This window comes from Providencia vermicola (assembly GCF_010748935.1).
Lineage (GTDB): Bacteria > Pseudomonadota > Gammaproteobacteria > Enterobacterales > Enterobacteriaceae > Providencia > Providencia zhejiangensis.
On the sequence record NZ_CP048796.1, the window covers coordinates 543,742 to 564,727 of the forward strand.

19 protein-coding genes are annotated in these 20,986 nt (G+C 39.2%); 10 read left to right on the forward strand and 9 right to left on the reverse strand.

Features of this window, described 5'->3' with window-relative positions; translation table 11 throughout:
- A complete protein-coding gene (locus G3341_RS02315) occupies nucleotides 1–1,053 on the forward strand; it encodes a RidA family protein (RefSeq protein ID WP_163860614.1) in 1,053 nt (350 codons plus the stop codon).
- Nucleotides 1,054–1,073: 20 nt separating this feature from the next.
- Nucleotides 1,074–1,862, forward strand: coding sequence for a MoaF C-terminal domain-containing protein (locus G3341_RS02320; RefSeq protein WP_154635539.1), 789 nt, complete (start codon nucleotides 1,074–1,076; stop codon nucleotides 1,860–1,862).
- Here the strand turns inward: G3341_RS02320 and G3341_RS02325 are convergent.
- Entirely contained in the window at nucleotides 1,850–2,899 is a 1,050-nt protein-coding gene (locus G3341_RS02325; protein WP_163860615.1) for an AraC family transcriptional regulator, read from the reverse strand. The two genes, G3341_RS02320 and G3341_RS02325, sit on opposite strands and share 13 nt — an antisense overlap.
- A 503-nt stretch (nucleotides 2,900–3,402) precedes the next feature.
- Between G3341_RS02325 and G3341_RS02330 the strand changes: the two genes are divergently transcribed.
- A complete protein-coding gene (locus G3341_RS02330) occupies nucleotides 3,403–3,825 on the forward strand; it encodes a DoxX family protein (protein ID WP_154622989.1) in 423 nt (140 codons plus the stop codon).
- 56 nt (nucleotides 3,826–3,881) lie between these two features.
- Here the strand turns inward: G3341_RS02330 and G3341_RS02335 are convergent, their stop codons facing one another.
- The 5 genes from G3341_RS02335 to G3341_RS02355 form a co-directional block, all read right to left on the reverse strand.
- Nucleotides 3,882–4,481: a glutathione S-transferase family protein gene (locus G3341_RS02335; RefSeq protein WP_163860616.1), complete on the reverse strand. Its 600-nt coding sequence runs from the start codon at nucleotides 4,479–4,481 to the stop codon at nucleotides 3,882–3,884.
- Between the two features lie 50 nt (nucleotides 4,482–4,531).
- Nucleotides 4,532–5,230, reverse strand: coding sequence for a helix-turn-helix transcriptional regulator (locus G3341_RS02340; RefSeq protein WP_154622991.1), 699 nt, complete (start codon nucleotides 5,228–5,230; stop codon nucleotides 4,532–4,534).
- 101 nt (nucleotides 5,231–5,331) lie between these two features.
- Entirely contained in the window at nucleotides 5,332–6,132 is an 801-nt protein-coding gene (locus tag G3341_RS02345; RefSeq protein WP_154622992.1) for a nucleotidyltransferase domain-containing protein, read from the reverse strand.
- A gap of 9 nt (nucleotides 6,133–6,141) precedes the next feature.
- Entirely contained in the window at nucleotides 6,142–7,368 is a 1,227-nt protein-coding gene (locus tag G3341_RS02350; protein WP_163860617.1) for an RtcB family protein, read from the reverse strand.
- A gap of 3 nt (nucleotides 7,369–7,371) precedes the next feature.
- The gene (locus G3341_RS02355; protein ID WP_154622994.1) at nucleotides 7,372–8,490 is read right to left on the reverse strand and encodes a slipin family protein; all 1,119 of its coding nucleotides are present in this window, start codon (nucleotides 8,488–8,490) and stop codon (nucleotides 7,372–7,374) included.
- Between the two features lie 482 nt (nucleotides 8,491–8,972).
- On the opposite strand from G3341_RS02355, the gene rtcR reads away from it, so the two are divergent.
- The gene (rtcR, locus tag G3341_RS02360; protein WP_163860618.1) at nucleotides 8,973–10,553 is read left to right on the forward strand and encodes an RNA repair transcriptional activator RtcR; all 1,581 of its coding nucleotides are present in this window, start codon (nucleotides 8,973–8,975) and stop codon (nucleotides 10,551–10,553) included.
- A 92-nt stretch (nucleotides 10,554–10,645) separates the two neighbouring features.
- Nucleotides 10,646–11,560 (forward strand): ribonuclease Z, encoded by a 915-nt coding sequence (rnz, locus tag G3341_RS02365; protein WP_163860619.1) that lies wholly within the window; start codon nucleotides 10,646–10,648, stop codon nucleotides 11,558–11,560.
- A 99-nt stretch (nucleotides 11,561–11,659) separates the two neighbouring features.
- Here rnz and deoR read toward each other — a convergent pair whose 3' ends face one another.
- Together deoR and deoC are read right to left on the reverse strand one after the other, a co-directional pair.
- The gene (gene deoR / locus G3341_RS02370) at nucleotides 11,660–12,439 is read right to left on the reverse strand and encodes a DNA-binding transcriptional repressor DeoR (RefSeq protein WP_163860620.1); all 780 of its coding nucleotides are present in this window, start codon (nucleotides 12,437–12,439) and stop codon (nucleotides 11,660–11,662) included.
- Between the two features lie 46 nt (nucleotides 12,440–12,485).
- Nucleotides 12,486–13,154, reverse strand: a complete 669-nt coding sequence (gene deoC / locus G3341_RS02375; protein WP_163860621.1) for a deoxyribose-phosphate aldolase — start codon at nucleotides 13,152–13,154, stop codon at nucleotides 12,486–12,488.
- A gap of 173 nt (nucleotides 13,155–13,327) precedes the next feature.
- Between deoC and rbsK the strand changes: the two genes are divergently transcribed.
- From rbsK to G3341_RS02390, 3 genes are all read left to right on the forward strand, one after another.
- The gene (gene rbsK, locus G3341_RS02380; protein WP_154623537.1) at nucleotides 13,328–14,248 is read left to right on the forward strand and encodes a ribokinase; all 921 of its coding nucleotides are present in this window, start codon (nucleotides 13,328–13,330) and stop codon (nucleotides 14,246–14,248) included.
- Between the two features lie 81 nt (nucleotides 14,249–14,329).
- Nucleotides 14,330–15,634 carry an L-fucose:H+ symporter permease gene (fucP, locus tag G3341_RS02385; RefSeq protein ID WP_154623538.1) on the forward strand — a complete coding sequence of 435 codons (1,305 nt, stop codon included), beginning with the start codon at nucleotides 14,330–14,332 and terminating at the stop codon, nucleotides 15,632–15,634.
- A gap of 58 nt (nucleotides 15,635–15,692) precedes the next feature.
- Nucleotides 15,693–16,709, forward strand: coding sequence for an aldose 1-epimerase family protein (locus G3341_RS02390; protein ID WP_163860622.1), 1,017 nt, complete (start codon nucleotides 15,693–15,695; stop codon nucleotides 16,707–16,709).
- Nucleotides 16,710–16,842: 133 nt separating this feature from the next.
- Here G3341_RS02390 and G3341_RS02395 read toward each other — a convergent pair whose 3' ends face one another.
- On the reverse strand, nucleotides 16,843–17,238 hold the full coding sequence (locus G3341_RS02395) for a DUF2750 domain-containing protein (RefSeq protein ID WP_163860623.1): 396 nt from the start codon (nucleotides 17,236–17,238) through the stop codon (nucleotides 16,843–16,845).
- Between the two features lie 193 nt (nucleotides 17,239–17,431).
- On the opposite strand from G3341_RS02395, the gene G3341_RS02400 reads away from it, so the two are divergent.
- Together G3341_RS02400 and G3341_RS02405 are read left to right on the forward strand one after the other, a co-directional pair.
- A complete protein-coding gene (locus G3341_RS02400) occupies nucleotides 17,432–18,451 on the forward strand; it encodes a mechanosensitive ion channel family protein (RefSeq protein WP_163860624.1) in 1,020 nt (339 codons plus the stop codon).
- A 271-nt stretch (nucleotides 18,452–18,722) separates the two neighbouring features.
- Nucleotides 18,723–20,882, forward strand: coding sequence for an ornithine decarboxylase (locus G3341_RS02405; RefSeq protein ID WP_154623542.1), 2,160 nt, complete (start codon nucleotides 18,723–18,725; stop codon nucleotides 20,880–20,882).
- Nucleotides 20,883–20,986 lie beyond the last annotated feature (104 nt).

A 20,986-nucleotide genomic window follows, 5' to 3' on the forward strand; every position in this document is an offset into this window, starting at 1 on the left:
ATGAATATATTAAAAACGAATGACTGCGTTATTATTGGGTGGCACTCATCCTGTTCTCAAGGTGACTTTGATACACAATTAAAAGAAATTATCATCGATGTGAATAATCAGCTATTTAAAATGGGTATTCATTATTCTGATATGTTAAAACATACTATTGCTATAAAAAGTGGTCAAGTGGACCCTATTTATGCAATTAATCAATTTCATAAAGTCAGTAAGGAAATATCTAAAGGATATGGGGATAAAAAGCCAGTCGGGACAATTATTAAATTACCTCACTTTAATCTTGATGATGTCTTAGTTTCAATTGAATTTGTTTTTTCATGCAAAAAAACACAGGTACGGTGTTTACCATTCTATAATATGGATATGGATGTGAGTCGTTCTTTAATTCATGAAGAACTACTTTATATTACTGGTACTGAAGCATTAGTTGTTTCTGACAATACGGCAACACCTTATTATATCTGTGATACCTTAGAGGAGCAGGTTAGTGTTATTATTAATAAGATTTATAATTCGATAGTTGAACTAGATTATTCAATAGATGATATTTTTTTATTAAATGTTTATCTCCGTAGTGATATTGCTTATCAGGATGCAATATCACTCATCAAAGATGAGTTAGCGAAGTATACTAACAGCCCATCTTCTATTAATTGCAATATTAATATCACATATTGTGATGGTATGGCAGTTGATAGCTTTTTAATTGAAATCGATGGCTTTGTGAAAAACCATCAATTAAACATTGATAATCCAATTGATTATCAATGCTTTCAATTCAATTTAGATTTATATGATAGCTTTACGAGTGCTAAAAAATACATTGATACAATATTAAAAGATAACAGTTCGCCAAGGATCAGAGTCACAACAAAATATGTTAAAAGTAAGAATAGTAGTGGGGTTTATATCGATATCATACATGATGAGCTAATGATGAAATTAGCGAATGCGAATGTAAGTGATTATATTATAGAAACTTTACCGGTTAGAAAGCTGATGAATAACAAATCTTTTCTTGAAATAAACATTCATTCATTTTAATTCATACAATAGGTGATAATATGGCTGATCAGATAGTTTCAGATACATCATTTGATGCTTTCGCTAAAGAATTAAAAATAAATAGAATAAAGAGGAGTTATAAAATCATTAATGTTGAATTTAACTTGTATTTAAATAATGAAAACTTCTATTTCCGTATTGATGAGCGTGATAGGATCATGACGAATAGTGTTTTTTTGAGTGATTATATCGATAGCAAAAACCAAAAGATTAGCGATTTGACTGAAGTCGCAGAGAACGTATTTTTAATTGAACTATCAAAAGGAAATATCGATTTTGCACATTCAATTTTAGTTTTAGACCTTAATAATAGTAATGTTATTTTATTGAGTTCTCAATATCAGCCAAGTAAAAAAATAACGCCTAGGTTTGAGCAAAACTATCATCTCGGAAAGATCATTGGCGATAATTTATATACTGCTGCACCGACAGAAACTCGTGATCTACTTGGTTTGCATATTCTTAATGAGTATAGTGATAGCACGGCAGTTGAGCATATTTATATTAATAGCCAATGGTACGCTTATCATATTTATGGGGGAGTCAGGCATGGTGAGTGTGATTGTGACCAAGCAACATATCTGAAAATTAAAGATGATGTTTATTTGCTTGGATTTAGAGAATTGGCTGTCGATGTTGCGATTATTTTAGTGTTAGATTTTAAATTAATGAGAAACACAGGGTTCGCCATTGGCTATACAGATGAACAATGGTTTAGCATCCCAATTGGTGCGCATATGAAAAAGATCAATAAAAGGCTTGATGACTATAATCATCATGCTTTGTGATTGTTATTCTTCTTAATGTATTGGAGTGGCGGGTAACCTGTCCATCGCTTGAATGCTTTTGAAAATGCAGCGCTATCGGTATAGCCTAGTAATTCTGCTAGGCTATCGATTCTAATATTTTCTTCAGTAAGTTTATCAATAGAGATATCACAGCGGATTTTGTCTAGGATATCAGAGTAATTGATACTTTCTTTAGCGAGTTTACGTTGTAATGTCCTAGGGGAGATATACAATTTTGAGGCCACCCATGACAATGAAAGATCTTTCTCCACCAAAATATATTGATAAATAATATTTTGAACTTTGATACTCATTGAATCAGGCATGCAACTTGAGTGTTTAAGTTTATCTAAGTGATTTTTCATGAAAAATATGAAAGTTTCATCTGGCGTTTTTTGGTTTAAATTATCATTTAGCCAATGTTCATCAAATGATATACCATTAAACCTAGCATTATCTTCATAACGAGTTGGGATAATTTTCTTTAGATTTTCCTTGTCTTTTTTACTTAAGCTATATTGAAAGTGAAACGAATCGGGTATCCAATTTTTTCCAAGTCGTTCCCTTAATTGGCTAACTAATCTAAATAAAGTATATTCGATGTCAAACTTATAGTAATCAGGTTTAAATATACTGACTTCATAGTTAACAAATACTTTTTTATTTTCAATAACAATACTGGTATGAGTCTTCCCTTGGAACAAATCAGTGTATTTATTAAGCTCAATTAAGGCTTCATGCAAAGTTTTAGCAGACATGAAAAGTTCACTTATTGGCGAATAGCAATCATGATTTCTTGAAATACCTGCCTTTGCACACCATTGCGGATCTTTAGTTTCATGGGCAATTAAGTGTAAAAATTCATTATAAACTTGAATAGGTGCAACTTCTGTTATTTTTAATAGCTTAAATTTATTAAATATTACTTTTGACCTATATGAAAAAGGGATGTTAATGGATTGCAAGTAACTCATAATTTTAGATAATTTTAATTGGTGTATATATGAATGAGAGAAGTGAGATGCATTATTTTTCATATTTATGCCTCGTATAAATGAGATGCGACCTTGATGATGGTTAATTAACATGCATATCCCTATTTAGATAATAAAATTACATGTTAATAATCAAATAGCAATAAAATTATATCACTGTAATATCTTATTGATAAATTAAATCATTCTGCTTTATATTGATAGAAAACGTAAATATAAATATTTATTAATAATAATCAGCCATGTTTAATAAAGGCATATTTTAGTATTAATAATAAGATAAGCTATCTCTTATTTTGACAATCCAAATAGGTCGTTCAAGTTTTAAATTAATAATAACGAGTAAAAACTATCACCTTGAATTTGTTTTAGTTATATCTAAATTAGTGGGAAATCCCCTTTCTTATACCCCGAAAGTATTAGTAACAATTTTGAATAAACACGATACTAATATAACAATTAAATATACAAGTCTTTTTTAATATTCGTTTTAAGTCGGTCATAGTCAGTCGTTATGATAAATATTATTACTTGAGGACGTGCAGATGATGGGGTTTATTAATCGCTTACTGGCACATGATGATGCTGGAAAATTATTATTGCGTATGACGATTGGTGGATTAATGCTATTTCACGGCATGAGTAAATTATTAACAGGGGCCAGTGGCATTAAGGTTATGCTTGCCTCATATGGCTTACCTGAGTACATTGCCTATGGCACTATTTTAGGTGAAGTTGTCGCACCTATTTTTATTATTTTAGGGATATTAACTCGTCCGTCAGCATTACTTGTTGCCTTTACAATGTTTATTGCTTGGTTAATGGTCGGTCTAGATAAGACATTCTTGCTGGATAGAACAGGTGCATGGGCAATTGAAAGTATTGTGTATTTCTTTGTGGGTTCGATTGCGCTTGCATTGATGGGAGCAGGAAAGTTTTCTATTATGAAAAATGCGAATTGGCGTTAAGTTTAATCGCCTATAAATATATGGCCATCTGTCAGGATGGCCAATGGTAGGTCATTTTATTGTGTCATTCTTTCGGCAAATTCTTGGTGAGATTTTAGCGTTTTTAAATAGTGCTCCATACTGTCAGTTAGCTCAATAATGCTCTGTTTTTGTAAGAATAATAGGAAAGACCCCACATATACATCGATGGCAGTTAATTGTTCTCCACAAATATAAGGGGACGCATCTGCAATTCCTGTAGCTAAACAGTCCATAACGCGTTTGAGTGAACCAAAACCTGACATTTTTTGCTGTTCTTCATCGAGTACTAATCCTGTCATATGGGCTGTAAATGCAGCTTCAATTGGCCCTGCTGTAAAAAAGAACCAGCGGTAATAAATGGCACGTTGTGGGGAATTCAATGCGGGAGCTAACCCTTTTTCGATAAACTTATCTGCCAAATAAACACAAATGGCCGCGGTTTCTGTAATAACATTGTCACCATCAACCAACGTAGGTACCTTTCCCATCGGATTAAGTGCAAGATATTCAGCCGTATGCATTTGTTCGCCATAATTAAGCTCAACTCGCTTATAAGGCACTGCTAATAATTTAAATAAAAGGTCGACAGTATTTCCGCGTGACATGGAGTTTGTGTACAGAGTTAGTGAGCTCATGAATTGTTCCTTATGATTAAGTAGAGATGCCATCATAAGGTAGGTTACTGTCAGATTTTGTCAGTAGTCATGCACAGCACTTCTTTTTTCCATTGTTCAAATAAATAATGTTTCGGGTAGGGATATTTATCATCAAGTGCGGTATAGGATTGGATCCTATCTAAACGAAAATGGCGATAGCTTTGCCTTAGTTCACACCAAGCAGCAAGCACTTGGGTTTCTTTCATATAGCCAATCGCGATCGGCCAGATAACCCTGTGACTTAACTGTCCACTTCCGTCTTGATATTCAATTTGCGCTTTTATTTCTTTTCGTAAGCTACGCCTTAGATTTTTTGCCATCACATTATCAATAGCCGTCACTTGGGTTGTTGGCGCAAATAAGGTTGTTTGATTGAGAATGCTTTTTGAATTCGGTTTAACTATTGAATTGATTTTATCAAGTGTGCGTATTGCCGATAATTTCAGTTCGTCATCGGCATTATTTTGTACCCAACGTAAACCGAGTGTCAGTGCTTCGAGTTCATTTTCATCGAACATTAAAGGAGGCAGTAATAACCCTGATTTTAATTGATAACCAATCCCTGTTTCGCCTGTTATTTCTGCACCTTGGCTGCGTAATTCATCAATATCACGGTATATCGACCTAATGCTAATTTGTAATTGGCAAGCCAGAGACTCCGCCGTAATTGGGTAGCGGCTTTCTTTTAATATTTGCAATAAAGTCAATAAGCGTTGTGTGCGGGTCATCTGTTACTCGATTTACTCATTGGGTGGGGAGATTATAACATTGATGGGCAGAGTGATAGGGGAAAAATAGCGGCAAGTTGATTTTGCCGCTATTTAAAAGGTTACCGCCATTTTATATCATTTGCTAAGATGGTTTTTTGTAAAAAATCATCCAATAAATGACTATCACGGTAATAAGGCTCAGGAAGATTGAGTTTTTCTGATTTTTCAATCGTTTCAGTTATCAATCTATCGATAGCTGGTCGATGTGGACCATATCGGCTTTCATCAGCATGTTGTTTCATTACCAATAACTGCTCAATTTCAGCTAGCACCGCATGGTCTGTCACCGTCGCTTGCACTAACTGTGAAAATGCCATGGGCGGCATCATTTTTGAGTGCTCAATCCAACGTAATGCCAGCACCGCTCTTAATATATAAAAGTATTTCTTTAGTCGTATTGTTTCCTCTTTAAAGTCTTCTCGCCAGTTACGTTTTGCGATAGATAAATAGTGGTAACGCGCTTTCAATGGCGAATAGAATTTTGAGGCTAATTGTTCACATTGCTGCATAAATAGCGCGTCTTTTTGGTAAACAATAGGCGAATGTAGCCATTCAATTAACGCAGGGTTAGAATTACGCATTAGTTTTAAGGCTTTTGATAATTCCCAACCGGCCACATCCAGTTCATCATCGATAGGTCTTTCAATCACGTCACGCTTTCTATCAAGTGTTAAATACCAATCTAATTGATGAACATAGATAAATCTGACATCATAATCGCTGTCGCGTGAGGCAAAGCCCCATCCGCGACTTCCTGATTCACAAGCGTAAAGTATTTTTATTCGTTGCGTTTTTTCTATCTGTGTTAATGTTTGTCGTATTCGATCCTGCATTAATGGCGTTATGCTGTCATGTTCCATTAAGCCCTCCTATCCTTTAACACACACAACTTGGCGTAGTGTATGTACGATTTCTACTAATGAGGATTGTGCTGCCATCACAGCATCAATATCCTTGTATGCCATAGGAATTTCATCAATCACATCACTATCTTTTCGACATTCAACATGGGCAGTTGCTATTTTTTGGTCAGTCACGGAGTAACGCTTTTTGGCTTCAGTGCGACTCATCACACGGCCAGCACCGTGGCTACAAGAACAGAAACTTTCTTCATTACCTAATCCACGTACAATGAAGCTTTTCGCTCCCATTGATCCAGGAATAATCCCCATTTGCCCCTTTTGTGCGGACACTGCACCTTTACGTGTAACCAGAATTTCTTCACCAAAATGTTGTTCTTTCTGCACATAGTTATGGTGGCAGTTAACGGCTTCTTGTTGTGTCGTAAAAGGCTTCGTAATTTCTTTTGAAAGAGCTTCTAATACGCGGTGCATCATCACTTCGCGGTTATGACGAGCGAAATCTTGTGCCCAACCCACAGCGTTCATGTAATCATTAAAGTGTTGACTGCCTTCCTTAAAATAAGCCAAGTCACGATCTGGTAGATTGGCAATATGTTGCTGCATATCTTTTTGCGCTAAAGAGATAAACAGGTTACCAATCGCATTACCCACTCCACGCGATCCGCTATGTAACATCACCCACACGCGATCTTGTTCATCCAAACACAGCTCAATAAAGTGATTACCCGTTCCCAATGTTCCTAAATGCTTGTAATGGTTAGTCGCACGTAGTTTGGGGTACTTATCACATAAACGTTTAAATTCTTCATCCAGATGCGCCCAATGTTGATCAACAATCTGAGGAACTTGATGCCATGCACCTTTATCACGACCGTGCCGCTGGGTGGTTCGCCCATGTGGTACCGCAGCTTCAATGGCAAAACGAATATTCTGTAAGTTATCGGGGAGGTCAGCAGCCGTTAGTGATGTACGTACCGCTATCATTCCGCAGCCAATATCGACACCCACGGCAGCAGGGATAATGGCCCCTTTCGTTGGGATAACACTACCGATAGTTGAACCTTTTCCAACATGTACATCCGGCATTACAGCTAAATGTTTAAAGATAAATGGCATTTTCGCCGTGTTTTGTAATTGTGTGATTGCTTTTGGGTCAACGGGGACTCCGTGAGTCCACATTTTGACAGGGGCACTGTTTTCCAAAATGATGTTGTTTACATGATTACTAACCATTATTTATTCCTTAATTTTTACCAGTCCGTTTAAGACCTGATCTAATCCACCATAAACGGAAATCTGGTCGATACGGTGCGCGATGCTTTCTAATGTTTCGAGTTCTTTTAAACGCAATGCGATAGGATTATTTTCCATCACTTTTGCCGTATTAAGTAGTGAACGTGTTGCGGCCGTTTCTTCGCGGCGGCGGATCACGTTCGCTTGAGCCGCTTTTTCTGCTTCGACGACTTGCGATAAAATTGTTCGCATATCGCCCGGTAAAATGATGTCTTTTACCCCGATACTCTCGACGGTTAAGCCGAATTCCGTCACACAGTGTGTGATCTGCTGTAGCATCAATTCATCGATGAGTTGTTTGTTTTCCAGTAACTCATCTAATGAACGTGTACCAATGATTTCTCGTAGTGCAAATTGCAGTTCACGATATAAATAATCAACAGGCTGACTTAATTTTGCGTATGCGAGTAAAATATCGCTATAGCGCCAGTTGGCAGACAAATTGATACGCAACGTGACCTTATCTTTGGTCAGAATTTCTTGTCCGCTAACATCCAGTGCAAGTAAACGCGTATCAATCACTTCCACTTCTGGCGTGTGTTCAATACACCAATAGCCATATTTGCCAGGCGGTAAAAGTGTCTCCACGACACCATCAATTTTTAATACGCCTACATGCCATGCAGGAATCTGCACAAGTAAAGTAAGCTCTCTGCCTTGAATACGTTTTTTGGTATTTAAACGGTTCATTAGCATTTGTGGGATGACAATTTCTCCCGTTTGTTGAGTCTCGACACGCAAGGTGTCCGAGACTTTCCAATATAAACGGCGTGTTGCTGGCGCTAAAATTTCGCTCAGATTATTATGCAGATATAAAAAAGCGATTTCGTTGTCTAATAAATTAATATCTATGCAATATTCGGCAACCCATTCAGGGTGATACTGGCGTAAATGCTCCGCTAATTTTTCATCAATAGGCTCATGATTGAGTGTGTATAAGGTGACTGCCACTTTATTAAACCAGTCATGAATTTTATGTTCACCTGCCATCAAAATATGCTGAAAATTACCGTTTTTTTCGGTTAATGCGATTTGTCCTTGTGCCACTGTTATTTTTTTCATTATGTGTCCTTTTATGATTCAAATTAACCATCATCGGAGAGAGAGATGAAGTCACGGGGGGAAAGGTAGAGCACCACCAAAGGGTTGTCTAAATTTCTGCCCGTTACCCGATAAAACGCTCGGATGCTGGTGCTTGCTTAATTACAAAGATAACGTATGTCAGTATGTGTTCTTGGAAGGAACAGGTTTAACTATCATGAAGTTATTATCTTACTGGCGGCAGCATACAGACCATGTAGTGACATCATTGAGTCACCATGTCTGCACGGGTAGAACCGTAGTTCTGACAATTTCCGGCAGCGGATAGGGTTAATATTGCGATAAGCGTGCCAACTTTTTATTTTGATTGAAAAATATTTATATCATCATGATATATAAATGTTTTTATATTAAGTGTGAGGTTTGGATATTTTTTTAACACAAAATGACCTATGCTATTTATTATCTTTTTTTATCGTCTTTTATGAAATTATATAAATTATATGAGTGGAAAACGTAAAGTAGTTATTGGCGTGTTGGGTACCGTTCTTGACCGACGAGGCAAAAGAGCGAATCGCTGGACGAAGTGGCGACCAACGGTTGGGTTATGTCAGCAAGCGGATTTGAATATTCATCGTTTTGAGTTAATTCATCAGGTGAATGACTATACGATGGCACATCGTGTTAAAGAGGATATTGAGCAAGCATCGCCACAGACTGAAGTGATTTTGCGCGAAATTGATATTGCGGATCCGTGGGATTTCGAAGAAGTGTATACCTCACTCTTAGATTTTTCTGCAAACTACCATTTTGACACAGAGAAAGAAGAGTATTTGGTTCATATCACGACAGGTACTCACGTGGTACAGATTTGTTGGTTTCTGCTAACAGAAGCTCATTACCTACCCGCTAAATTATTACAAACCTCACCATCACAGGCGGGAGGAGAGAAAAATCCAGCGGGTATTTATACGATTATTGACCTTGACCTAAGCCGCTATACGGATATCACTAATCGATTTCAGAAAGAACAGCAAGCTCAGGTTTCTTTTTTGAAATCGGGTATCGCGACGCGTAATGCAAAATTTAATACCATGATTGCACAAATCGAACGGGTGGCATTACGCTCTAAAGCCCCCATCTTATTGAATGGTCCAACGGGAGCAGGAAAGTCTTTTTTGGCTCGGCGTATTTACCAATTACGTGAAAGCCGTCATCACGTAAAAGGGCGTTTCGTTGAGGTCAACTGTGCGACTTTGCGTGGTGATAATGCGATGTCAACGTTATTTGGACATATCAAAGGCGCATTTACCGGTGCTATCAATCCCCGTCGCGGCTTACTCAAGGAAGCGGATGGCGGTATTTTGTTTTTAGATGAAATCGCCGAATTAGGGCTTGATGAACAAGCAATGTTATTGAAAGCGATCGAAGAGAAAAGTTTTTTTCCGTACGGTTCTGATGAGGAAGTTGAGAGTGATTTTCAGCTTATTGCGGGAACCCACCGCAACCTTGCGCAATGGGTGGAAGAGGGGAAGTTTCGCGAAGATTTATTTGCACGTATTAATATGTGGACTTTCACGCTACCAGGTTTAGCGGATCGTCGTGAAGATATTGAACCAAACATAGATTATGAATTGATAAAATTCAGTCGGGAAGCACAAAGCCAAATTCGTTTTGATCGTGAAGCTCGACAGTTATATTTGAAATTTGCCAATTCCCCCTCGGCATTATGGCGAGGGAATTTCCGAGAATTGGGCGCCTCCATTAACCGTATGGCGACTTTCGCAGAGCGTGGGCGTATCACAAAAGAGGTTGTCGATGAAGAAATTATACGCTTGAAATCGCTATGGGGAACGAAAACAACGCATGCTCTCCCGCCGGAAATAGGTGAAATCGATCTGTTCGAGCAGCCGCAGTTAGCTACCGTGTTGGAGGTATGCTATCGCTCATCGAGTTTATCGGAGGCTGGCCGAATGTTGTTTTCTGTCTCGAGACTACAGAAAAAGCAACCAAATGATGCAGATAGGCTGCGTAAATATTTGGCTCGCTTCGGATTGGATTGGGATAAAGTGAAAAATCATTAAGAGAATCTGTTAACTTAATGAAATCGTTAGCGATATGTTTAGGTATCATTTTTATAAAAATAATAAAGTCATTAAGTATAAGGAATTAAATTATGGAGTTAACTTTTCTTGGCACCAGTGCTGGAGTGCCGACAAAAGAGCGTAATGTTACCAGTATGCTATTAAATTTAACGGGCATTCGTAAGACATATTGGCTGTTTGATTGTGGTGAGGGTACCCAACACCGTATTCTTAATAGCGTATTTAAGGCGCCAAGAATTGAGAAAATTTTTATTACTCATCTGCATGGGGATCATATTTTCGGTTTGCCAGGGTTGTTATGCAGTCGTTCAATGGGAGGATCGACAGACTTGTTAACCTTATACGGTCCGAAAGGGTTAAAACAGTATGTTGAAATGGCGCTCACCATAAGTGGCTCGTATTTAACTTATCCGTTAGACATTGTTGAGATAGAGGCTGGACAACTGTTTGATGATGGCGAGTTGATTGTGACTGCATACGCGTTAAATCATCGTGTTGAATGTTATGGCTATCGTATTGAAGAACATGCGAAAAAAGGCGCATTGAATACAGAAAAACTCGCTCAAGATAACATTCCCCGCGGACCATGGATGCAAGCTTTGAAAGCTGGTGAAACGGTCCAATTAGAAGATGGGCGTACAATAAAGGGGGCTGACTATTTGGGGGAACCCAAACCCGGTAAGGTGATAGCGCTTTTTGGTGATACGGCGCCAACAGAGCAGGCGGTATTACTTGCAAAAGATGCCGATGTGATGGTGCATGAAACGACGTTAGAAAATGCGTATCAAGAAAAAGCCAATGAGCGCGGCCATTGTACGACAGGGCAAGCGGCATTGGTTGCGCAAGCGGCCAACGTAAAACTTTTTATTGCAACTCACATTAGTGGACGTTATAGCGCTGAAGATGTGCCGATGTTGTTGGCAGAATGTCAGGCTATTTTCCCTAATACAGAGATGGCATCGGATTATTTAACGATTAAAATTTAATGAGTAAGTCATCTACAAAATATCGATGATGTCGACTCGCAAAAATGGCGGGTCGACGACAGTCGCTAAAAGCGACATAAGCAATAGAGAGTCGCAAAGTTAGTAAATAACCTTCACAAATCCATTGCGGCAATAGGTTTCATACTCGTCAGAGAGTGGGCGATTCGTGATAATCACATCAAATTGCGAGAGATCGCCCATATTCGCCGTCGCTACCTCATCAAACAAGTTGTATGTTGCTAGTAAGATTTTACGGATCGATTTTTCCATCGCTTTTTTCTTCATGGGCAAATCATCTAAGTTATAGCACGTGACACCATAGGTACTGTGTATACCCGCCGCTGAGATAAACGCTTTTTTGGGGTTTATGGAATCAAGGATGGATGGCTGAGTAGGATTATAAAAGGAATCACTTTTTGGACGATATTCTCCGCCACATAGCAGAGCAGTCGCATTTTTTTTCTGACTTAATGCCAGAAAAACGTTATGAGAATAACAAATGCCTGTAAAGCTGATATCTTCAGGAATTAAGGAGATTAGTGTCGCCATTTCGATACCATTATCGAAAAAGATCACATCGTCTTCTGACACCATGCTAGCCGCTAAGTTAGGAATATACAGCTCTTCAGTTTGGTCGGGGGTAAAGATATCGGCTTGTGGATCTTTTGAGGTCAGTGAGGATGGCTGAGTAACAGAGACGATATAGCCGCCAAGTAACGACATCGGGATAGGGCCTTCGGTATCGGCATTAAGGTCACGGCGAATCGTCATTTCAGAGACTTCAAGTATTCTGGCCGCTTCTTTAAGGTGAATTCTACCTGAGCGTTTGATGCATTCACTCAAACGGCGGAGGCGTTCTTTTTGTTTTGTTTCTATCACCGAGCAATCCTTTTTTAATCGGCGCGGGCCTGCCGCGCCCCATCGTTTAGTACCCACTTGAGGTTACATTATCTCCCGAAACAATCGCGACACTGGCACTTGCGCCAACACGATTGGCTCCGGCTTTGATCATTTTTTCTGCGGTTTCTCGATCACGTACACCGCCAGATGCTTTTACACCAATTTCATCACCAACGACTTTACGCATTAATGCGACATGGTGTTCTGTGGCTCCCATTGTACTGAAACCTGTTGAGGTTTTCACAAAACCAACTTTCAATGTGCGGCAAATTTCACAAACTTGGATAATTTCTTCATCGGTTAACAAGCAAGTCTCTAAAATGACTTTCAATGTCGCATCACCACAAGCGGCTAACACAGCAGCAATATCTTGACGAACGAACTCAAGATCACCACTCTTTAGCATACCAACGTTGATCACCATATCAACTTCATTTGCTCCACGACGAACGGCTTCAGCCGCTTCGAAGGCTTTCGCTTCGGTTAAGCATGCACCCAGCGGAAAGCCTACCACACAACAAACCATAACATCGCTATTTTTTAGGCATTCGCTGGCTAAAGGCACATAGCCTGTATTCACACAAACAGAAGCAAAGTGATGTTCAGCAGCTTCAGCACAGAGCTGTTTGATATCACTAACAGTAGCGTTAGCCGCTAACAGTGTATGATCGATATATTGTGCTAAGTTTTTCATTTAAATGTTTCCTATTAAGAATAAATATGGAGTCAATAACAATGAATGAAAAAATGTGGCGGATATAACACTTGGTCATTCGTTATTCGAGATCTTAATCACAAATGATATTTATGCAACATGATAATGTTATTATCATATCATTATGTGATTTATTTAACACGAGGGACATTATGGATATAGCAGTTATAGGTTCAAATATGGTCGATCTGATCACTTACACTGATCAGATGCCAAAAGAGGGCGAAACCTTGGAAGCGCCTGCATTTAAAATTGGCTGTGGTGGTAAAGGTGCCAATCAGGCGGTTGCTGCTGCGAAACTTAATTCAAAAGTCATAATGTTAACAAAAGTAGGCGATGATATTTTTGCAGATAATACCATTCGCAATCTTGAGTCTTATGGCATAAATACACGCTATGTTGAAAAAGTGCCTTGCACTTCGAGTGGTGTGGCACCTATTTTCGTGAATCCAAATTCTGCGAATAGCATTCTTATTGTAAAAGGAGCAAATAAGTTTTTATCTCCAGAGGATATTGAGCGCGCCGCAGAAGATCTGAAAAAATGTAAGTTAATCGTATTGCAGCTTGAAGTGCAATTAGAAACGGTTTATCACGCGATCGCATTCGGTAATAAACATAATATACCGGTATTGCTAAATCCTGCACCAGCACAACGCACGTTAGATCTTGATTTTGCTTGTCGTTGTGACTTCTTTGTACCTAATGAAACTGAACTGGAAATTTTGACAAATATGCCTGTTGATACGATGGAAAATATTCGTCGTGCAGCGCAGTCTTTATTAGATAAAGGATTAAAAAATCTGATTGTCACATTGGGCGATAAAGGGGCGCTATGGATGACGCGTGACAATGAGTTATTGATCCCCGCGATTAAAGTCAATGCGGTGGATACCAGCGGAGCCGGTGATGCCTTTATTGGTTGTTTCTCTCACTACTATGTGCACACAGGTAATGTCGCCGAAGCATTAAAAAAAGCGGTGATGTTTTCTGCATTTAGTGTAACAGGTAAAGGTACCCAATCTTCTTACCCTAGCATTGAGCAATTTACAGAGTTTGTTCAACTTAATAGTTAATAGAAAACAATATCCCTCGATGTTAAATGCGGCCGTAGAGCCGCAATTCAGCGGATATTAATAATAAAAATAAGGGTTACTATGAACATCAAAAATATCACTCAGTTGCCTGATGGCTACCTGAGTCGGACTCCTATATTCCAATTTATCCTACTGTCCTGCCTTTTCCCGTTATGGGGGTGTGCAGCGGCACTTAATGATATTCTGATTACACAGTTTAAAAGCGTTTTTGAATTAAGTAACTTTGCCTCTGCTTTGGTACAAAGTGCTTTCTATGGCGGTTATTTTTTAATTGCCATTCCTGCTTCATTAGTAATTAAAAAAACCAGTTATAAATATGCCATTATGGTTGGTTTGATCTTATATATTGCTGGTTGCTCGATGTTCTTTCCTGCTTCACATATGGCAACTTATACCATGTTTTTAGCTGCAATCTTTGCAATAGCAATTGGTTTGAGTTTCTTAGAAACCGCAGCGAATACTTATAGTTCAATGATTGGTCCAAAACAGTATGCAACATTACGTTTAAATATCAGCCAAACTTTCTATCCGATTGGGGCTGCTGGCGGTATTTTATTAGGTAAGTATTTGGTGTTCTCTGAAGGGGAAAGCCTACAAAGCCAAATGGCCAATATGAATCCTGAACAAGTACATCAATTCCGTTTGGAAATGCTAGAAAATACACTAGAACCTTATCGTTATATGATTATGGTGCTAGTGATTGTGATGATTTTATTCCTGCTAACGAAATTCCCAAAATGTAAAGTGGCTGAGACTAAAGATCACAAACGCCCTTCCGCATTAGAGACGTTGAAATATCTCGCTAAAAATAGCCGTTTCAGAAAAGGGATTATCGCACAGTTTTTATATGTTGGTATGCAAGTCGCTGTCTGGTCATTCACCATTCGTCTTGCGTTGGAAATGGGCGATATTAATGAACGTGATGCGTCTAACTTCATGGTTTACAGTTTTGCCTGCTTCTTTATCGGTAAATTTGTAGCAAATATCTTAATGACTCGGTTTAACGCTGAAAAAGTGTTGATTATTTATTCAGTGATTGGGGCTCTATTCCTAGCGTATGTGGCCTTTGTCCCAAGTTTCACCGCAGTGTACGCAGCGGTATTGGTGAGTATTCTCTTTGGACCTTGTTGGGCAACCATTTATGCGGGAACGTTAGATACCGTTGATAACGAGCATACTGAAATGGCGGGGGCTGTCATTGTTATGGCAATAGTCGGTGCTGCATTTGTACCTGCGGTTCAAGGCTATGTGGCGGATGTATTGCACTCATTACAACTCTCCTTCTTAGTTTCTATGTTGTGCTTTATCTATGTCGGTATCTATTTTGTGGGTGAACGCCGCTTTAAAGCAAAACAAGCTGAATAAGTTATTTTGAGGCAGGTTAAGCCTGCCTCATTCCTTTAATTTAACCGTGAGTATGAAAATGAACACAATTATTCCGCTTCACAAAAGCTTATTTACGGATAGAGCAAGCCTTATCATAAAAAATAATCAATTTACGGTCAGTGCATTTCGTTATGCATCGGGTGTTGAAGGGCTTCGAGTCGAGAATTCACAAGGATATCTAACAATTTTACCTTTCCTAGGTCAGATGATCTGGGATGCCGAATTTTGTGGACATAATCTGAAAATGGATAATATGTTTTCAGAGCCAAAACCAGTTAAAACCGTAGTCGAAACATATGGTTGCTTTGCTTTTCATTCAGGTTTAATTAGCAATGGCTGCCCATCTCCAGAAGATAATCATCCATTACATGGCGAAATGCCTTGTGCCGCAATGGATCGCGCTTGGTTATCGTTATCGCATGATAGTGTGCGGGTGTGTGGTGACTATGAATATGTTATGGGATTTGGTCATCATTATCTTGCTGAGCCTTCTGTGACTTTAAACGCAAACAGTGCATTATTTGAGATTAACATGTCGGTGACTAATTTGGCTTCAGTAGCGATGCCTCTACAATATATGTGTCATATGAACTATGCCTATGTGGATAACGCCCAACTGAGTCAAAATATTCCGGAAAGTGCGATGACGTTACGAGAATCAATTCCTGGGCATGTGAATCCAACACCGCAGTGGTTGGAATTTAATCAAGCTTTAAAATCGGGCGCGGTCACACTCAATCAGCTTGATCAACCGAATATGTGCGATCCTGAAATAGTCTTTTTTATGGATAACTTAGCGCAGTACACCTCACAACCAGAGTTCCGTATGACCTCGAAAGAGGGGGTGAGTTTTGTGACCCGCTTTCATTCTTCTGAGCTTAATTTTGCCACTCGCTGGATCCTTTACAATGGCGATCAGAAAGTTGGTGCCTTTGTGTTACCCGCGACTTGCCGGCCTGAAGGCTTTTTAGCGGCAAAGAATAATCAAACGTTGATTTGGTTAGGTGCTGGTGAAAAACGGCAATTTACGGTAACCACCGGTGTTGAGCAATAATCTTCATTACATGGCAGGCAGCTTAAAAACTGCCTGTTATTGAAGATTAAAGTGGGTGAGCTTTGATAAGGCCACTGATAATCAATCAATAAAAGTCAGATCGATAGTGGCAATAAAAGTGGCATGATCGTTATCATTCATATTGCTCACACTCTTCGATCAGATCTTGTAGCAGTGTTTTGGGTTCAGCGATGACATATGTTTTACATTGCGGATCCATCATGATCGCGACTGTCATATTCGCGCCATCCATATCCGGTAATATCTCTGTCATAAAATGTTCTAGTGATAGCCGCGTCGGGATGCAATTTGTCTTTTTGCCATCAAGATGACGCTGTGCATAAGCTTTAGCTGGCCAAACAGGGAGTAATAACCGTCCATTGTTATCGTGTATTGTCGTAATCTGATCATGCGCGAAAAGTACCCACACGGCCTCCCAATCGGCAATTTTTCCCACAAAGTAGCGATACTTTTGTTGTAAATTCAATGCAAGGACGTTATCGATCTCTTTTGAGTTTGGGCTAAACATAAGATATCTCTATATTAGAATTGGAAGCTCTAAAAAAGTAACTTGATAATTAATAGGAAAATAACGTTCAAAATTGTTATCTTAGTGAGGTTTTATTGCTGCGTTTTATCCACTCAGAGTTTATCTAAAATAGCGTAGTAGACAAACAAGGTATCATTAAAAAAGAATATAAAGCGATGCGGAGCGGTGAAATATGATTGATACATTACTCGAAAAGTATGCCATTGGCATTACCATCATTGCGGTATGTTTAGCCATCACGGTTGTTTTCGAGATAATAAGCAAAAAACGTAAGCATAAGCATAAAAATAAAAGTATTTTTATTCATGTCATCCAGACAGCAGTGCTATGCAGTATGGTCATTGTCGCTGCCCAATATGTTGATATGGCGGCTACAGATTTTCATTTAAGCTTTATTTCAACCCCTCTGATTAATTTCATTACTATTGCGATTATTGCCATTATTTTAGTGCGCAAGCTGTTTCAATTGGTCAATAGGCTAGAAAAGACGCAAATTAAAAAAGGGAGCGACCCAACCTCAGCACGTATTATTGCCCGAGTATTTAAAACCACCATTTTTGTCGTGATGATTTTGTTATTTGGCGAACATTTTGGGATGAGTTTGTCGGGGTTGATGGCTTTTGGTGGTATTGGTGGCATTGCCATTGGTATGGCGGGTAAGGATATTCTAAGTAACTTTTTCTCTGGGATTATGCTTTACTTTGATCGGCCTTTTAATATTGGTGATTGGGTCAGCTCGCCAGACCGAAATATTGAAGGTACGGTTGTGGAGATTGGCTGGCGTATCACAAAAATTGTTACTTTCGATCATAGACCGCTCTATATCCCTAACTCATTATTCTCATCAATCAGTGTTGAGAATCCAGGGCGTATGACTAACCGACGCATCAAAACCTCATTAGGTTTACGTTATGAGGATGCAGATAAAGTGAGCGTTATTGTCAGTGATATTCGTAGTATGTTGCAGCAAGATCCCAATATTGATACGGGGCAAACGTTATTGGTTTATTTTGATGAATTCGCGGATTCATCGCTCAACATTATGGTGTATTGCTTCACGAAAACGACGGTGTGGGCGGAATGGTTAGCTGCTCAGCAAGATGTGTATTTAAAGATCATTGAGATCGTTAAACGTCACGATGCAGACTTTGCTTATCCTACACAGACATTGTATATGGAAAAAAACAACTAACCTCCCAACTTGGATAAATCGGCCGACTAATATGTGGTTAAAATTAAAAATATTAGTCGGTTAGTTGATATTGTGGTTTTTTTATAGCGTTTAATGCCAGTGGCGCAAAAATAACCCTGAATAATTTTATGCTATTAACCAGTAGCTTATCAAAATTTATCTACTCCATAATATTTATGATTCTTCCCGCACGTTCTGACAATTCCAATCTGATTTTCTATCAAGTATATTGTCGGCCTCTTTTCCTCAGCTAACTAAGGGCCAGACTGTTATGAACAAAATCAATGTGGCATGTAGCCAGGGGGTCGCTATCTATTTTACTGGAGAATTCCAATGGGTAGATATTCGCGATGCACAGTTAAACAATATCGCTGCTGTTGTGCTATCTGAACAGGATGCCAATCAAGGGCTATGGAAAAGAGTTATTGATAGTAAGTTAAGTATTCCGCTGTTTATCATTAGTGATAAACAGCTTCCTGATAATATCGAGATGCCGTCATATGTAACGGCAATACTGCCTCCTGCACCTGCTGAGCGTAACGAAAATAGCCGTCAATTACTCGACGCCGCGAATCGCTATCTTGAGCAGTTATTACCGCCATTTTTTGCTCGAATGATGGATTATGCTGCGGGTCATAATGTCACCTTCGCTTGCCCTGGACATCAAGGCGGGCAATTTTTCCGTCGCCATCCGACAGGGGAACAATTTTATCAGTTCTACGGTGAAAATCTTTTTCGTACCGACTTGTGCAATGCTGATGTAGCGATGGGGGATCTGCTGATCCATGAAGGGGCTGCAAAGGAAGCGCAAAAATTTGCGGCCACGGTTTTTAATGCCGATAAAACGTATTTTGTACTCAATGGCACATCATCATCAAATAAAGTGGTATTGAACGCGTTATTAACACCTGGAGACCTCGTGTTATTTGATCGCAATAACCATAAATCTAACCATCATGGTGCGTTAATTCAGGCAGGAGCAACGCCAATTTACCTTGAAACTGCACGTAATCCGTTTGGGTTTATTGGTGGGATTGATGCACATTGCTTTGAAGAAGATTATTTGCGTGAATTGATTACTGAAGTGATGCCCGAGAAACGCACGGCAGAACGACCATTTCGTTTGGCGGTTATTCAGTTAGGCACCTATGACGGCACGGTATATAACGCAAGGCAGGTTGTCGATAAGATTGGCCATTTATGTGAGTATATTCTGTTTGACTCTGCATGGGTGGGTTATGAACAATTCATTCCAATGATGCGTCAATGTTCGCCATTATTACTGGAATTAAATGAAAATGACCCAGGTATTATGGTGACACAATCCGTGCATAAACAATTAGCAGGCTTCTCACAAGCGTCGCAGATTCATAAAAAAGATAATCATATTAAAGGGCAAAACCGTTTTGTTTCTCATAAAAAGCTCAATAATGCTTTTATGATGCATGCATCGACCAGCCCGTTCTACCCGTTATTTGCTTCCTTAGATGTGAATGCGCGTATGCATCAAGGCGATGCGGGCGAAATGATGTGGATGGAGTGCGTTAAGCTCGGTATTGAAATTAGAAAATCCATCATCAAACATTGCCAATATTTCAGGCCGTTTGTGCCTGAATGGGTCGATGGTAAACCATGGCAGGATTATCCAACAGAGCAAATAGCTTCTGAGCAGCGTTTCTTTAATTTTATTCCAAATGAACGTTGGCATGCTTTTGAGGGTTATGCAAAAAACCAATATTTTGTTGATCCTTGCAAGTTAATGTTAACGACGCCGGGGATTGATGCTCAAAGTGGCGACTATGAATCCTTTGGGGTTCCAGCGACGATTTTGGCTCATTTTTTGCGCGAACATGGTGTGATCCCTGAAAAATGTGATCTGAATTCGATTCTCTTTTTGCTTACGCCAGCGGAGAGTAAAGAGAAGCTGGATTTGTTAGTCATGCATTTGGTGCGTTTTGAGCAGTTACTGGAAGAAGATGCATTATTAGAAGATGTGCTGCCATCCGTCTATCAGCGTTATCAAGAGCATTACCAAGGCTATACTTTGCGCCGTTTATGCCAAGAGATGCATCAATTAAGTGTGCAGTACAATATTAAGCAGTTACAGAAAGAGATGTTCCGTAGACAACATTTTCCTACGGTCAAAATGAACCCACAACAGGCTCACCTTGAATTTATTCGAGGCAATGTGGAATTACTTCCACTTAGTGAATTGGAAGGCCGAATTGCCGTTGAAGGCGCATTACCTTACCCACCGGGAGTGCTGTGTGTGGTGCCGGGTGAGGTTTGGGAAGGACCTGTATTACGTTATTTTCAAGCGCTCGAAGCTGGAATTAACTTACTGCCGGGGTTTGCGCCCGAGCTACAAGGTGTCTATATTCCGAAAACGGAAGATGGACAGAAACGTGTCTATGCGCATGTTTTAAAATAAAATGACCTTTATTTTGTAGCGGCTCATAGATTTTACTTGATGAGCTGGTTAGATTGGGAGCTGTTTAGCAAACAGCTCCTTTTTCATTCAATAAGGTAAGGTGT

Bases quoted from the DNA above. Each gene is read 5' to 3' on its own strand.
- G3341_RS02315 (WP_163860614.1), top strand. From the start codon at position 1: ATGAATATATTAAAAACGAATGACTGCGTTATTATTGGGTGGCACTCA.
- G3341_RS02320 (WP_154635539.1), top strand. From the start codon at position 1,074: ATGGCTGATCAGATAGTTTCAGATACATCATTTGATGCTTTCGCTAAA.
- G3341_RS02325 (WP_163860615.1), bottom strand. From the start codon at position 2,899: ATGAAAAATAATGCATCTCACTTCTCTCATTCATATATACACCAATTA.
- G3341_RS02330 (WP_154622989.1), top strand. From the start codon at position 3,403: ATGATGGGGTTTATTAATCGCTTACTGGCACATGATGATGCTGGAAAA.
- G3341_RS02335 (WP_163860616.1), bottom strand. From the start codon at position 4,481: ATGAGCTCACTAACTCTGTACACAAACTCCATGTCACGCGGAAATACT.
- G3341_RS02340 (WP_154622991.1), bottom strand. From the start codon at position 5,230: ATGACCCGCACACAACGCTTATTGACTTTATTGCAAATATTAAAAGAA.
- G3341_RS02345 (WP_154622992.1), bottom strand. From the start codon at position 6,132: ATGGAACATGACAGCATAACGCCATTAATGCAGGATCGAATACGACAA.
- G3341_RS02350 (WP_163860617.1), bottom strand. From the start codon at position 7,368: ATGGTTAGTAATCATGTAAACAACATCATTTTGGAAAACAGTGCCCCT.
- G3341_RS02355 (WP_154622994.1), bottom strand. From the start codon at position 8,490: ATGAAAAAAATAACAGTGGCACAAGGACAAATCGCATTAACCGAAAAA.
- rtcR (WP_163860618.1), top strand. From the start codon at position 8,973: ATGAGTGGAAAACGTAAAGTAGTTATTGGCGTGTTGGGTACCGTTCTT.
- rnz (WP_163860619.1), top strand. From the start codon at position 10,646: ATGGAGTTAACTTTTCTTGGCACCAGTGCTGGAGTGCCGACAAAAGAG.
- deoC (WP_163860621.1), bottom strand. From the start codon at position 13,154: ATGAAAAACTTAGCACAATATATCGATCATACACTGTTAGCGGCTAAC.
- rbsK (WP_154623537.1), top strand. From the start codon at position 13,328: ATGGATATAGCAGTTATAGGTTCAAATATGGTCGATCTGATCACTTAC.
- fucP (WP_154623538.1), top strand. From the start codon at position 14,330: ATGAACATCAAAAATATCACTCAGTTGCCTGATGGCTACCTGAGTCGG.
- G3341_RS02390 (WP_163860622.1), top strand. From the start codon at position 15,693: ATGAACACAATTATTCCGCTTCACAAAAGCTTATTTACGGATAGAGCA.
- G3341_RS02395 (WP_163860623.1), bottom strand. From the start codon at position 17,238: ATGTTTAGCCCAAACTCAAAAGAGATCGATAACGTCCTTGCATTGAAT.
- G3341_RS02400 (WP_163860624.1), top strand. From the start codon at position 17,432: ATGATTGATACATTACTCGAAAAGTATGCCATTGGCATTACCATCATT.
- G3341_RS02405 (WP_154623542.1), top strand. From the start codon at position 18,723: ATGAACAAAATCAATGTGGCATGTAGCCAGGGGGTCGCTATCTATTTT.